Origin of the sequence: Bradyrhizobium sacchari (genome assembly GCF_002068095.1) — a bacterium.
GTDB lineage: Bacteria > Pseudomonadota > Alphaproteobacteria > Rhizobiales > Xanthobacteraceae > Bradyrhizobium > Bradyrhizobium sacchari.
Genome location: NZ_LWIG01000014.1, coordinates 221,707 through 233,975, shown reverse-complemented (window position 1 = coordinate 233,975; position 12,269 = coordinate 221,707). Strand labels below are relative to the sequence as shown.

General features: G+C 66.2%; 13 protein-coding genes and 1 pseudogene. 8 read left to right on the top strand and 6 right to left on the bottom strand.

Going from position 1 to position 12,269, the window contains the following annotated elements; all coding sequences use genetic code 11:
- Together A5906_RS44725 and A5906_RS19925 are read right to left on the bottom strand one after the other, a co-directional pair.
- Positions 1 to 118 (bottom strand): hypothetical protein (locus A5906_RS44725; protein ID WP_245326830.1); only part of this gene is annotated, 118 nt, incomplete at its 3' end.
- Positions 119 to 123: 5 nt separating this feature from the next.
- Positions 124 to 1,071: an aspartate carbamoyltransferase catalytic subunit gene (locus A5906_RS19925; protein ID WP_080137055.1), complete on the bottom strand. Its 948-nt coding sequence runs from the start codon at positions 1,069 to 1,071 to the stop codon at positions 124 to 126.
- 236 nt (positions 1,072 to 1,307) lie between these two features.
- Between A5906_RS19925 and A5906_RS19920 the strand changes: the two genes are divergently transcribed.
- Genes A5906_RS19920 through A5906_RS19910 form a run of 3 tightly spaced genes read left to right on the top strand, consistent with a single transcriptional unit; the run spans position 1,308 to position 4,482 of the window.
- Entirely contained in the window at positions 1,308 to 2,030 is a 723-nt protein-coding gene (locus tag A5906_RS19920) for a M15 family metallopeptidase (RefSeq protein WP_245326800.1), read from the top strand.
- A 20-nt stretch (positions 2,031 to 2,050) separates the two neighbouring features.
- Positions 2,051 to 3,694, top strand: a complete 1,644-nt coding sequence (locus A5906_RS19915) for an acyl-CoA dehydrogenase family protein (RefSeq protein ID WP_080137053.1) — start codon at positions 2,051 to 2,053, stop codon at positions 3,692 to 3,694.
- Between the two features lie 23 nt (positions 3,695 to 3,717).
- Positions 3,718 to 4,482: a CPBP family intramembrane glutamic endopeptidase gene (locus A5906_RS19910; protein ID WP_080137302.1), complete on the top strand. Its 765-nt coding sequence runs from the start codon at positions 3,718 to 3,720 to the stop codon at positions 4,480 to 4,482.
- A gap of 142 nt (positions 4,483 to 4,624) precedes the next feature.
- Here A5906_RS19910 and A5906_RS19905 read toward each other — a convergent pair whose 3' ends face one another.
- The 4 genes from A5906_RS19905 to A5906_RS19890 form a co-directional block, all read right to left on the bottom strand.
- Positions 4,625 to 5,548 (bottom strand): AEC family transporter, encoded by a 924-nt coding sequence (locus tag A5906_RS19905; protein WP_080137052.1) that lies wholly within the window; start codon positions 5,546 to 5,548, stop codon positions 4,625 to 4,627.
- Positions 5,549 to 5,552: 4 nt separating this feature from the next.
- On the bottom strand, positions 5,553 to 6,032 hold the full coding sequence (gene ruvX, locus A5906_RS19900) for a Holliday junction resolvase RuvX (RefSeq protein ID WP_080137051.1): 480 nt from the start codon (positions 6,030 to 6,032) through the stop codon (positions 5,553 to 5,555).
- 133 nt (positions 6,033 to 6,165) lie between these two features.
- A complete protein-coding gene (locus A5906_RS19895) occupies positions 6,166 to 7,101 on the bottom strand; it encodes a cyclase family protein (protein ID WP_080137050.1) in 936 nt (311 codons plus the stop codon).
- Positions 7,102 to 7,309: 208 nt separating this feature from the next.
- Entirely contained in the window at positions 7,310 to 8,200 is an 891-nt protein-coding gene (locus tag A5906_RS19890; RefSeq protein ID WP_080137049.1) for a LysR family transcriptional regulator, read from the bottom strand.
- A 96-nt stretch (positions 8,201 to 8,296) separates the two neighbouring features.
- Here A5906_RS19890 and A5906_RS19885 point away from each other — a divergent pair, with 96 nt between their 5' ends.
- The 5 genes and pseudogenes from A5906_RS19885 to gatA all read left to right on the top strand — a co-directional run.
- A complete protein-coding gene (locus A5906_RS19885) occupies positions 8,297 to 9,277 on the top strand; it encodes an NAD(P)H-dependent flavin oxidoreductase (protein ID WP_080137301.1) in 981 nt (326 codons plus the stop codon).
- 17 nt (positions 9,278 to 9,294) lie between these two features.
- Complete coding sequence (locus tag A5906_RS19880) at positions 9,295 to 10,371, top strand: NAD(P)H-dependent flavin oxidoreductase (protein WP_080137048.1); 1,077 nt, start codon at positions 9,295 to 9,297, stop codon at positions 10,369 to 10,371.
- 68 nt (positions 10,372 to 10,439) lie between these two features.
- On the top strand, positions 10,440 to 10,727 hold the full coding sequence (gene gatC, locus A5906_RS19875) for an Asp-tRNA(Asn)/Glu-tRNA(Gln) amidotransferase subunit GatC (protein ID WP_063194894.1): 288 nt from the start codon (positions 10,440 to 10,442) through the stop codon (positions 10,725 to 10,727).
- Positions 10,728 to 10,741: 14 nt separating this feature from the next.
- A complete protein-coding gene (locus A5906_RS19870) occupies positions 10,742 to 10,954 on the top strand; it encodes a hypothetical protein (RefSeq protein WP_027547180.1) in 213 nt (70 codons plus the stop codon).
- A pseudogene (gene gatA, locus A5906_RS19865) lies at positions 10,951 to 12,269 on the top strand (Asp-tRNA(Asn)/Glu-tRNA(Gln) amidotransferase subunit GatA); the annotation flags it as partial. The gene A5906_RS19870 and the pseudogene gatA, both read left to right, overlap by 4 nt.

Genomic DNA, 12,269 nt, shown 5'->3' with positions numbered 1-12,269 from the left:
GGCGGGTTTCGCGGATGGTGCCGTCGGCAATCAGGACGTCGCCGACACCGTCGAAATCCCGGGAGGGATCGACGACGCGGGCGTTGGCGAGCAGGATGGGGCGGCGGTCGGTCAGCATGGGCATCACGCGTTCGGCAGGTTACGGGCAAGCGCTTCCAGCACCGCCATGCGGACGGCGACGCCCATCTCCACCTGTTCGCGGATCAGGGACTGCGCGCCGTCGGCGACCGCCGTGTCGATCTCGACGCCGCGGTTCATCGGGCCGGGATGCATCACGAGGGCGTCCGGCTTGGCGTAAGCGAGCTTCTTCTGGTCAAGCCCGAAATAGTTGAAGTACTCGGAGGTCGAGGGCACGAAGGAGCCGTTCATGCGCTCGCGCTGGAGCCGCAGCATCATGACGATGTCGGCGCCGTTGAGACCCTCGCGCATGTCGCGCGCGACCTCGACGCCCATGCGCTCGATGCCGGGCGGCAGCAGCGTGGAGGGGCCGACAACGCGGACGCGGGCGCCCATGGTGTTGAGCAGGATGATGTTGGAGCGGGCGACGCGCGAATGCAGCACGTCGCCGCAGATCGCGACCACGAGCCCCTCGATGCGGCCCTTGTTGCGGCGAATGGTGAGTGCGTCGAGCAGCGCCTGGGTCGGATGCTCGTGCGCGCCGTCGCCGGCATTGATCACGGAACCGTCAACCTTGCGGGCCAGCAGTTCCACCGCGCCGGAGGCGTGATGGCGCATCACCAGGATGTCCGGGTGCATCGCGTTGAGCGTCATCGCGGTGTCGATCAGCGTTTCGCCCTTTTTGATGGACGAGGAGGCGACCGACATGTTCATGACGTCGGCGCCAAGCCGCTTTCCCGCGAGCTCGAACGAGGACTGGGTCCGGGTGGAGGCCTCGAAGAAGAGGTTCACCTGCGTCCGTCCACGCAGGACGGTGCGCTTCTTGTCAACCTGGCGGTTGAGCTCGACATATTCTTCGGACAGGTCGAGGAGGCCGGTGATGTCGGCCGCGGAAAGGCCCTCGATGCCCAGCAAATGCCGGTGGCCGAGGACGAAGGTCGATTTCGATGTCATTAAAAGCAGAGCTATAGGCGCGGACCGGGGGTGGGGCAAGGGGCAAAGAGCGGGTCGGGAGTTATCCCCTGATCTGTCTCCCGCATGGTCATTCCGGGATGGCGGGCAAGCGCCAGACCCGGAATCTCGAGATTCTCAGGTGGCAAGGGCGCACCCGGGTTCGGCTGTTCGAGCCGCCCCGGAATGACAGGGGAAAGTGAATGAGCTTGGTCAGATCTATTTCAATTTCATTTTTCATGATTGCATCCATCTCACCCGCGTCCGCCCAATCGCTCCCCGGCGGCTTCGTCTATCTGCGCGACATCGATCCCAGCGTCATCCAGGACATCCGCTACGCGACGGCGAACAATTTCGTCGGCCGTCCACTCGCCGGCTACGGTGCCGGCGAGTGCGTGGTGAAACGGGAGGTGGGGGAGCGGCTGAAGGCGGTTCAGGCTGAGCTCGCCGCGCAAAACCTGTCGCTGAAAATGTTCGACTGCTACCGGCCGGCGCGCGCCTCGCTCGACATGGTGAAGTGGTCGCAGAACGGTCGCGAGACCGCCGCCGAGCGGCGCTACAATCCAAGGATTCCGAAGACCGAGCTGTTTCGCCTCGGCTACATCGCGAGCCGCTCGCAGCATTCCACTGGAGCTGCGCTCGACCTCACGCTGGTCGATCTCAAGGCCGACAATTCCGGCAAATATGACCCGACGAAATCCTATGCCGACTGCACCGCGCCGGTCGAGGTGCGGGCGCCGGAAGGCAGCGTCGACATGGGCACCGGCTACGACTGTACCGATGCCAAAGGCCATACCGCGGCACCGTCGATCACACAGGAGCAGCGCGCCTGGCGCAGGCGGCTGGTGGCTGCGATGGCCAGGCAAGGCTTTGTGAACTATTCGAAGGAGTGGTGGCACTTTTCCCTGCCGGGGGCGGGCGGGGCGGCCTATGATTTCCCGATCCAGCCGCGCCGGAACTGATTCCGCGCCGAGTACGCAAGATGACCCAGCCCGCATTTTCGACCCACGAGGTCTTCAACCAGTCGCCGCCATTCGAGGACGTCGACCTGTTCGCGATGGACCGGCCGCTGGTCGACGCGGTCAAGGCCAATGGCGGTGGGGCGGCGGAACGGGAGCTGTCGGAGTTCGGCAGGCATTGGGGCTCGGCCGCAATGGCCGATCGCGGCCGCCTGGCGAATGAGAACACACCGAAGCTGCGCACCTTCGATGCAAGAGGCAATCGCCGCGATCAGGTCGAGTTTCATCCCGCCTATCACGAGCTGATGGCCCACAGCGCGCATGCCGGCGTGCACAATTCGACGTGGACGGCGGACGGCCGGCCTGCGGGCGATGCCGCCGAGGTCATCCGGGCCGCGAAATTCTACATCGCCTCGCAAGTCGAAACCGGCCATCTCTGCCCGATCACGATGACGCGCGCTTCCGTCGCGGCGCTGGCCATGCAGCCGGACCTGCTGGCGCGCGTGATGCCGGTGCTGTCGACGAAGAGCTACGATCCGGCCTTCGCGCCGTGGTGGGACAAGCGCGGCATGACGCTCGGCATGGGCATGACCGAGAAGCAGGGCGGCACCGATGTGCGCGCCAACATGACGCGCGCGGTGCGCGACGGTGATGCCTATCGCATCACCGGCCACAAATGGTTCATGTCGGCGCCGATGTGCGATGCGTTCCTGGTGCTGGCGCAGGCCGATAGCGGGCTGACCTGCTTCTTCATGCCGCGCTTCGCGCCGGATGGCTCCGTTAATGCGATCCAGTTCCAGCGATTGAAGGACAAGCTCGGCAACCGCTCCAACGCGTCCTCCGAGGTCGAGTTCGTCGGCGCCTACGCGCAAGCGGTCGGCGAGGAAGGCAAGGGCATCCGCACCATCATCCAGATGGTGCAGCTGACGCGCCAGGATTGCGCGATCGCCTCGGTCGGCTTGATGCGCTCGGGCCTCGCCCATGCGCTGCATCACGCCCGCCACCGCAGCGTGTTCCAGAAGCATCTCGCCGATCAGCCGCTGATGCAGGCCGTGCTGTCGGATATGGCGCTGCATGTGGAGGCGAGCGCCGCGCTGGTGATGCGACTCTGCCGCGCTTTCGACCGCACGCCGCACGATGCATCCGAGGCCGCCTACATGCGGCTGCTCACGCCCGCGGTCAAATACTGGACGTGCAAGAGCGCGCCGGCCTTTCTGTATGAGGCGATGGAGTGCCTCGGCGGCAACGGCTATGTCGAGGACGGCATTTTGGCGCGCCACTACCGGGAGTCGCCCGTCAACGCGATCTGGGAAGGGTCGGGCAATGTGATGTGCCTCGACGTGCTGCGCGCGCTCGCGCGCGAGCCGGAGGCGGCGACGGCCGTGCTGCAATCGCTTGCGGCCGAGACCAAAGGCCTGCCAGGGGCAGGCGAGGCGGCCGCGTTCATCGGCAAGACCTTTCGTCGCGCTGACGGCGAACGCGTCGCGCGCCTTGCGGTCGAGAAGCTGGCGCTGCTGGCGGCGGCCGCCGCGCTCAACGGCGTCGCGCCACACCACGCCGAGCTGTTCGCCGCCACGCGTCTCGCCGCGACCCATGCCAGCATGTATGGCGCGGTCGAGCTGGACGGCGCCGACGTTCGCGCGCTGCTGGAGCGGGCGCTGCCGTGAGTCTTCCCAACGAAAGCCTCCTGATGGATTCCCTCAATCCCGATCATCCGCCGCTTGTCATGACGCCTGCGCCGCCACGCGTCTGGAAATTCTGGGGCACGGCGCTGTGGGGCCTCTTCATCTTCGCCGCGATGTTCGTCGGACAGATCGGCGCGATCCTGCTGCTGGTGGCGCTGCGCGGTCTCCCGATCGACATGGCCTCGATCCAGTCGGTCGGTCAGGAGCCCCGGGCGCTGGCGCTGTCGGTGATCACGGGGCTGCCGGCGACGCTCGCCGCGGTGTGGCTCGCGATCCGCTTCAAGAAAGCGTCCTTCGTCGACTATCTCGCGCTCTATTGGCCGTCCTGGAAGCAGCTGCTGTTCGGGACGGTCGGCCTCGTCCTGATCGTGCTGGCCTGGGAGGTGACATCCCGATCGCTCGGCCGCGAGGCGACGCCGGGCTTCATGACTGATCTGTTGAAATCGGGCCGCGACACGGGCGCCGCGCTCCTGCTGCTGGTCGCCTTCAGCGTGGCCGCGCCGATGTCGGAAGAGGTGCTGGCACGCGGATTCCTGTTTCGCGGCTGGTCGGCGAGCTTTTTGCGTGTATCAGGCGCGATCCTGTTGTCGTCGCTGGTGTGGACAATCGTGCACCTGCAATACGACCTGTACTTCCTCGCCGAGGTCTTCACCATCGGCCTGTGGTTCGGCTACATGCGTCATCGCGCGGGTTCGCTCTGGCTCACGATCATATTGCACGCGCTGAACAACATGACGGCGGTGGTGCTGACGATGTGGCTGGGGGGCTAGCCCCCGGCAGGTTGCCTCACACGCCGTCTTTGCGAGGAGCCCTTGCGACGAAGCAATCCAGTGCGCTTCCGCGGAGGGATTCTGGATTGCTTCGCTGCGCTCGCAATGACGGCGGAGAGAGAGGCGCTCTGAATGACGACCGCTAGGCCACCAGAGCGATCGCGATTGGCATCGTGATCGCCGCCAAAATCGTCTGCAGCGTGATGATCTGCGCCAGCAGCGGCGCATCGCCGCCCATCTGGCGCGCCAGCACATAGGCGCTGGGCGAGGTCGGCACCGCCGCGCAGATCGCGACGATCGCGAGGCTGTTGCCTGACAGCCCGAACCAGGCGGCAAGAACCAGCGCGAGCACGGGCATCAGGACCAGCTTGAATGCCACGCCGAGGCCAGCGCTCACGCTGGGGCGGAAGAGGCCCTTGAGCTGCAGGCCGGCGCCGGTGACGAGCAGGCCGATGGCGAGCGAGGAGCGGCCGAGCGCGTCCGCCACTTCGTGCCAGATTTTCGGCAGCGGCAGATGGACGACGTTGATGAGAAGCCCGATGGCGCAGGCCCAGATCAGGGGATTGCGGATCACCGTCATGACGATGGCGCGCACCGACTGCTTTTCGGGCGAAGCATAGTGCGCGAGCACCGCGACGCTGAAGACGTTGACCAGCGGAATGATCGCGACCATCGCCACGGAGGCGAGCGCCAGCCCGACGTCGCCATACAAATTGGCGGAGACGGACAGCGCGACATAGGTCTGCCAGCGCGTCGCGCCCTGGAAGATCGATGTGAAGGCGGGGCCGTCGATGTCGAGCCGCGACAGCGCCGGGCGCAGCGCAAGGCAGAGCAGCGACATCGCGAGCGCCGACAGCAGCAGCGCGCCGCCGACGCCGGCGACCGGCACTTTCGTGAGGTCCGCCTTTACCAGCGTCTGGATCAGCAGCATCGGGAACAGCACGAAATAGGTCAGCCGCTCAAGTCCGTGCCATTGCGTGTCCAGCCGCATCAGGCTGTGCCGGAGTACCACCCCGAGGACGATGAGGATGAAGACCGGCAGCAGCGCCGCGATCACCGCAGTCATGGGATCAGCCGGCGCGCAAGTTCGCGAGGCGGTCGAGCGCGCCTTGCAGGATGAAGATCGCGGCGTGCTCGTCGATCACCTCGGCGCGCTTGGCGCGGCTGACGTCCATGCCGATCAGCTCGCGCTCGACGGCCGCGGTGGAGAGGCGCTCGTCCCAGAGGCCGACGGGAAGCGCGGTCAGGCCGGCGAGGTTGCGGGCGAAGGCGCGGGTGGATTGCGCGCGCGGGCCCTCGCTGCCGTCCATGTTGATGGGCAGGCCGAGCACGAAGCCGACCACCTTGCGCTCGGTCGCGATGGCAAGCAGACGGGCCGCGTCGTGCTTGAACTGCTTGCGCTGGATGGTCTCGACGCCGGTCGCCAGCCGCCGGTCCGGGTCGGACACGGCAACGCCGATGGTCTTGGTGCCGAGATCAAGCCCGATCAGCGCGCCGCGTTCGGGCCAGTGGGTTGCAGCATCGATGAGGGGCAGGATAGGAGCCGGCATGGCTTTAGCGCATATCACGCGTTGCGCTGCGGGGTGAACCCGGAACATGGATGCGCTGGTGTTTATTCATGGCGAAATGGCCGGGCAAGGGCACCTGCCGGTCGGCAAGCGTGTCCTCGCCCGGGTCTTGAGATCAGCGGATCGCGATCGGGTTGATCATCGCCTGTACGCCGCCGGTCCAGCGCGGCTGTCCCAGCACGAACAGGAATTCGTAGCCTTTGTCCCGCGCGAGCGCGGCCGTGTCCATGTTCTCGAGGATGTAGGTCCCGTTCATGGCGAGCAGGATCTGGTGCACCTCGAACACGTTCTTGGACTCGAACGGCAGCACCTCGAGCGCCCAGGTGTCGGCGCCGATGGCGACGACGCCCTTGCCGGTCAGGTATTTCGCGCCCTCGACGCCGAGACCGGGCTCGCCGGCCGAGTAGCGCTTGTCGTCCTTGCCGATCAGGCTGAGCCAGCCGGTGTGGAAGATGACGACGTCGCCCTGACGGATCTCGACGTTCTGCTGCTTGGCCGCTTCCTCGATCTCCTTGACGTTGAAGGCGGTGCCTTCCTTGACGATGTCGGTCTTGAAATAGGCGGCCATGTCGAGCAGCACGCCGCGGGTGACCATCGGCGGCACCTTCTCGATGCCGAGTTTCTTCAGTCCGGTAGGATCTGCGAAGTCGGCGAGCTTGTTGCCGTTGTAATAGACGTGCTCGACGCCGAGATGGCCGAGACCGTCGAGCTGGCTGCCGATGCCGACCCAGGTGTCGAGGATGTCGTCATTGTAGGTGGCCTTGTTGGGACCAAGGCCCGGACTGCCGGCCTGTCCGGGCTGCACGATGGTGAGCTTGAACGTGCGCGGCGGATAGGCGGGCGTCTGCGGCGTGACGGGAATGCCGAGGGCGTAGGTCTTGCCGGTCTTCACCAGAGAGGCGGCCTTCACCACCAGTTCGGGCGTCATGTAGTTGGCGGCGCCGATCTCGTCATTCGGTCCCCATTTCGATTTGGTCCAGTCCTGGGCGCTTGCAGTTCCTGAGATCGCCGACAACGCGGCGACACAGCACAACACGAGCGTATTGCGCATCGATCGTCCTCCCGATGTTATGGCTTCGTTTTTGGTTTCGCGCTGGCCAGTTACTCATCCTAACGTAGAACAGTCGGGCGCTTCAAAACTTTTCGTCGTGCGATGATGCGACGGCTGAACGCAGCATCGGCCGCGCGCAGACCAACTGGATTCGAGTACGACAGATTTGTGACAGTGAATTTCGTGCGATGGAACGTCAGCGATTGCTTCAGGCCGCGATGACGTCGTCGTCTCTCTTCAGGCACGCGATGAAGCCTTGCAGCGCGCTGTATTGATGCCCAGTGCTGCGCTGGATGAAGAGCGTTTCGGCGCGGGCATGCGAGGAGCCCAGCGTGTGAATGGAGACGCTTCCGTTCATCGCGCTGCGTTCGACGACCGCGCGCGGCAAGAGCGTCACGCCCATGTCGGCGGCGACGCAGCCGATCATGCCGTCGAGCGTGCCAAGCTCGAAGCGTGCGGCCGAGGGCCAGCCGAACTCGACGAACACCTGTTCGAGCCGCTGGCGGTAGGTGCAGCCGCTGCGGAACACCAGCGCGGTCGGACCGGACTCCGGCGTGCCGGCGCGCAGCTCGGCCAGTGAAGCCCAGCGCCGCGCGCTGACCAGCACCAGCTCTTCACGGAAGGCGCTCGTCGCGGTGAGGTCGGCGTGCGCGATGGGACCCGCGACGAAGGCACCGTCGAGCGTGCCTTCGAGCACGTCGGCGACGAGATCGGCCGTGGTCGCGGTGCGCAAGGAGAGGCGTACGGCCGGGAAGCGGCGGTGGAAATCGGCGAGCAGCGGCGGCAATCGCACGGCGGCCGTCGTCTCCATCGAGCCGATTGCCAGCGGTCCCTTCGGCTCGCCGTCGTCGCGCGCGGCCAGCACGGCCTCGCGCGATAATGCGGCCATCCGCTGCGCGTAGGGGAGGAGACGTTTGCCGGCGCCGGTCAGCGTCATGCCGCGGCTGTGGCGCTCGAACAGCGGCGTGCCGATCTCCGCCTCCAGTGCCTTCACGCGCTGGGTGACGTTGGACTGCACGGTGTTGAGCTCTTCCGCGGCGCGGGTGATGCCGCCGGTGCGGGCGACTGCGGCAAAGGTCTGGATGTCGCTGAGTTCCATGGCGTCGTTTCGCTTTTGTGATGGCAGCGTTCGCAACAATTCATTTTTCGAGAATGCTAGTCGCCCCTAATGTCGCTGTCCAGATCGGGAGGCGCCATGCCCATTGCGACGTCGCTGACGAGATTGCTGGAGATCAGACATCCCATCCTGCTGGCGCCGATGGATGTCATCGCCGGCGGCCGCCTGGTGACGGCCGTGAGCCGCGCGGGCGGCTTCGGCATTCTCGGCGGCGGCTATGGTGAGCGGGCGTGGCTGGAGCAGGAGACGGCCAAGCTTGCCGAACTGCGCGCGCCGTTCGGGATCGGCTTCATTACGTGGAGCCTTGCCAAGCGCCCCGAGCTTCTCGACGTTGCGCTCGCAGTAAAACCCTCCGCGATCATGCTGTCGTTCGGCGATCCCGTCCCGTTCGCGCCAAGGATCAAATCCGCCGGCGCGCGCCTGATCTGCCAAGTGCAGGACGAGACGATGGCGCGGCAGGCGCTCGATGCCGGCGCCGACATCCTGATCGCGCAGGGAACGGAGGCAGGCGGTCATGGTGCTTCGCGCACGACCGTCGATCTCGTGCCCGCAATCGTCGATCTCGCCGCGGGCCGCGTTCCCGTCGTCGCGGCCGGCGGCATCGCCGACGGCCGCGGGCTTGCCGCCATGATGATGCTGGGCGCGAGCGGCGTCCTTCTCGGCACGCGTTTCTATGCGAGCCGGGAGGCCGACGGCGCCGAGGAGGCCAAGCGTCGCATCTGCGCGGCAAGCAGCGGCTCGACGGTCCGCGGCATCATCTTCGATCTCTCCCGCAACAATGTCTGGCCGGCGCCGTTCACGGGACGGTGTCTGGTCAACGACCACGCCAGGCGCTGGATCGGACGCGAGGTCGAGCTGATGCAGAATGTTGCCGCAGTCGCGGCCGAGTATGCGGCGGCAAAGGCGACCGGCAATTTCGACGTCGCGGCGGTGATCGCGGGCGAGGCGGTCGGATTGATTCATGATATTCCGCCCGCGGCCGAGATCGTCGAGCGGATTGCCGTTGAAGCCGAGCAGCTTCTTGCCGGGCGGCGCAATTCCATCGCGTCCGTCGCCTGAACTGAGAGAGAACAACCATGTGGCCTGATCGTCGACTGATCGATCTGTTCAAGACTGAATTCCCGATCGTGCTGGCGCCGATGGCCGGCATCATGGATGCGGAGCTCGTGATCGCGGCTGCGCAAGGCGGGGCGCTGGGCTCGCTGCCCTGTGCGATGATCTCGGCGGAGAAGGCGCGCGAGCAGGTCGGCCTGATCCGCCAGCGCGCGAAGGCGCCGGTCAACATGAACTTCTTCTGCCACACACCGGTCGAACTCACGAGCGAGGCCGACGCGCGCTGGAAGCAGCGGCTGACCGGCTATTACACCGAGCACGGTCTCGATCCCGCGGCGCCGATCGCGGCAGCCAACCGTGCGCCGTTCGATGCGGCCTTCTGCGAAGTTGTCGAGGAGCTGAAGCCGGAGGTCGTCAGCTTCCATTTCGGCCTGCCGGAGCAGGCGCTGCTGAGGCGCGTCAAGGCGGCGGGCTGCCTCGTCATCTCGTCCGCGACGACGGTGAAGGAAGCAGTCTGGCTCGAGCAGCACGGCGTCGATGCCGTGATCGCGCAGGGCGCCGAAGCCGGCGGCCATCGCGGCATGTTCCTGACGGACAAGATCGCCGAGCAGCCCGGCACCTTCGCGCTCGTGCCGCAGGTCGCCGATGCCGTGAAGGTGCCGGTGATCGCGGCGGGCGGCATCGCCGATGGGCGCGGCATCGCCGCGGCGTTCGCGCTCGGTGCCTCCGGCGTGCAGATCGGCAGCGCCTATCTGCGCTGCCCGGAATCCAAGGTGAGCGCAGGCGGGCGCAAGGCGCTGGCGGAAGCGCGGGACGATTCCACCGTCATCACCAATGTCATGACCGGCCGGCCGGCGCGCGGGGTCCAGAACCGCCTGATGCGTGAGGCCGGCCCGATCTCGCCGGATGCGCCGCCGTTCCCCCACGCGGCGACCGCGCTGGGTCCGCTGAAGGCCGCGGCCGAAAAGCAGGGCAAGGTGGATTTCACCAATCTCTGGGCCGGCCAGGCCATTGCCCTCGGCCGCGAGGTCCCTGCGGCCGAATTGACCCGGAATCTGGCCCAATCGGCGCTGGGGCGCATGAAGACGCTGGCCGGCTAGGCCGGTTGCGGCGCAAAAGCGGCCTCTGCTATACGGCACATAGGTTTTGCCGTGAGAGGCCTTATATAATGTCCGTCGACGCCGCTACCGTCCGCCGCATCGCCCATCTGGCGCGCATTGCGGTTTCCGAGGACGAGGTTCCGCATCTGCAGGGCGAGCTCAACGCCATGCTCGCCTTCGTCGAGCAGCTCTCGGAGGTCAATGTCGAGGGCGTGGAGCCGATGACCTCGGTCACCCCGATGCAGATGAAGAAGCGGCAGGACGTGGTCAATGACGGCGACATCGCCGACGATATCGTTGCCAACGCGCCGGCGACCGAAGGTCACTTCTTCCTCGTGCCCAAGGTCGTTGAATAAACAGGTTAGGTCCGATGTGCCTGCTATGCGACGATGAGAAGGCCTACCAGGCCTACATGAATTACCTCGACAAGATGGAGAGGCAGGGCAAGGCTGCCGACCCCAATGTCGCCGTCAACGCCGTGCTCGACGAGATCGAGGCTGCTGCGAAAGCCGCCGCCAAAAAAGACGACCCGGCCAACGACAAGACCCTGTCTCCGTTCTTCTGCAGCCCGATCAATAAATGACCGATTTGACATCGCTGACGCTCGCCGAGGCCCGCAAGGGTCTCGCCGACAAGACTTTCACGTCACTCGAGCTGACCGACGCGCATCTTTCCGCGATCGAGAAGGCGCGCGTGCTCAATGCCTTCGTGATGGAGACGCCGGATCAGGCGCGCGCCATGGCGAAGGCCGTGGACGAGAGGATCGCCAAGGGTGAGGGTGGTCCGCTTGCCGGCATTCCGCTCGGGATCAAGGACCTGTTCGCGACCAAGGGCGTGCGCACCACGGCGTGCTCGAAGATCCTCGGCAATTTCGTGCCGACTTATGAGTCCACCGTGACCTCGCAGCTCTGGCGCGACGGCGCCGTGATGCTCGGCAAGCTCAACAATGACGAGTTCGCGATGGGCTCGGCGAACGAGACCTCGTGCTTCGGTCCCGTCGGCAATCCCTGGCGGCGCGAGGGAAGCAACACGACGCTGGTGCCGGGCGGCTCGTCCGGCGGTTCGGCCTCGGCCGTCGCCGCGCTGCTGTGCATGGGCGCGACCGCGACCGACACCGGCGGCTCGATCCGCCAGCCGGCCGCGTTCACCGCGACCGTCGGCATCAAGCCGACCTATGGCCGCTGCTCGCGTTGGGGCATCGTCGCCTTTGCCTCTTCGCTCGACCAGGCCGGTCCGATCGCGCGCACGACGCGCGATGCCGCGATGCTGCTGCGCTCGATGGCCGGCCACGATCCGAAGGACACGACGTCGGTCGATATCGCCGTGCCGGACTACGAGGCCGCGATCGGCAAGTCCGTGAAGGGCATGAAGATCGGCATACCCAAGGAGTATCGTCTCGAAGGCATGCCGGCCGAGATCGAGAAGCTCTGGAGCGAGGGCGCGGCGTGGCTCAGGAGCGCCGGTGCCGAGCTCGTCGAGGTGTCGCTGCCACACACCAAATACGCGCTGCCGGCCTATTACATCGTCGCGCCGGCGGAAGCGTCCTCGAACCTGGCGCGCTACGACGGCGTCCGCTACGGCCTGCGCGAGCAGGGCAAGAACATCATCGAGCTCTACGAGAACACCCGCGCCGAAGGTTTTGGTGCCGAGGTGCGCCGCCGCGTCATGATCGGCACCTACGTGCTCTCGGCCGGCTATTACGACGCCTATTATCTGCGCGCCCAGAAGGTGCGCACGCTGATCAAGAAGGACTTTGAGGATTGCTTCGCCAAGGGCGTCGACGCGATCCTCACGCCGGCGACGCCGTCGGCCGCCTTCGGCATCGGCGAGAAGGGCGGCGCGGATCCGGTCGAGATGTATCTCAACGACATCTTCACGGTGACGGTGAACATGGCGGG

What these genes read in the sequence shown, in the direction of transcription:
- A5906_RS19925 (WP_080137055.1), bottom strand. Translation starts at nt 1,071, where the DNA reads ATGACATCGAAATCGACCTTCGTCCTCGGCCACCGGCATTTGCTGGGC.
- A5906_RS19920 (WP_245326800.1), top strand. Translation starts at nt 1,308, where the DNA reads ATGATTGCATCCATCTCACCCGCGTCCGCCCAATCGCTCCCCGGCGGC.
- A5906_RS19915 (WP_080137053.1), top strand. Translation starts at nt 2,051, where the DNA reads ATGACCCAGCCCGCATTTTCGACCCACGAGGTCTTCAACCAGTCGCCG.
- A5906_RS19910 (WP_080137302.1), top strand. Translation starts at nt 3,718, where the DNA reads ATGGATTCCCTCAATCCCGATCATCCGCCGCTTGTCATGACGCCTGCG.
- A5906_RS19905 (WP_080137052.1), bottom strand. Translation starts at nt 5,548, where the DNA reads ATGACTGCGGTGATCGCGGCGCTGCTGCCGGTCTTCATCCTCATCGTC.
- ruvX (WP_080137051.1), bottom strand. Translation starts at nt 6,032, where the DNA reads ATGCCGGCTCCTATCCTGCCCCTCATCGATGCTGCAACCCACTGGCCC.
- A5906_RS19895 (WP_080137050.1), bottom strand. Translation starts at nt 7,101, where the DNA reads ATGCGCAATACGCTCGTGTTGTGCTGTGTCGCCGCGTTGTCGGCGATC.
- A5906_RS19890 (WP_080137049.1), bottom strand. Translation starts at nt 8,200, where the DNA reads ATGGAACTCAGCGACATCCAGACCTTTGCCGCAGTCGCCCGCACCGGC.
- A5906_RS19885 (WP_080137301.1), top strand. Translation starts at nt 8,297, where the DNA reads ATGCCCATTGCGACGTCGCTGACGAGATTGCTGGAGATCAGACATCCC.
- A5906_RS19880 (WP_080137048.1), top strand. Translation starts at nt 9,295, where the DNA reads ATGTGGCCTGATCGTCGACTGATCGATCTGTTCAAGACTGAATTCCCG.
- gatC (WP_063194894.1), top strand. Translation starts at nt 10,440, where the DNA reads ATGTCCGTCGACGCCGCTACCGTCCGCCGCATCGCCCATCTGGCGCGC.
- A5906_RS19870 (WP_027547180.1), top strand. Translation starts at nt 10,742, where the DNA reads ATGTGCCTGCTATGCGACGATGAGAAGGCCTACCAGGCCTACATGAAT.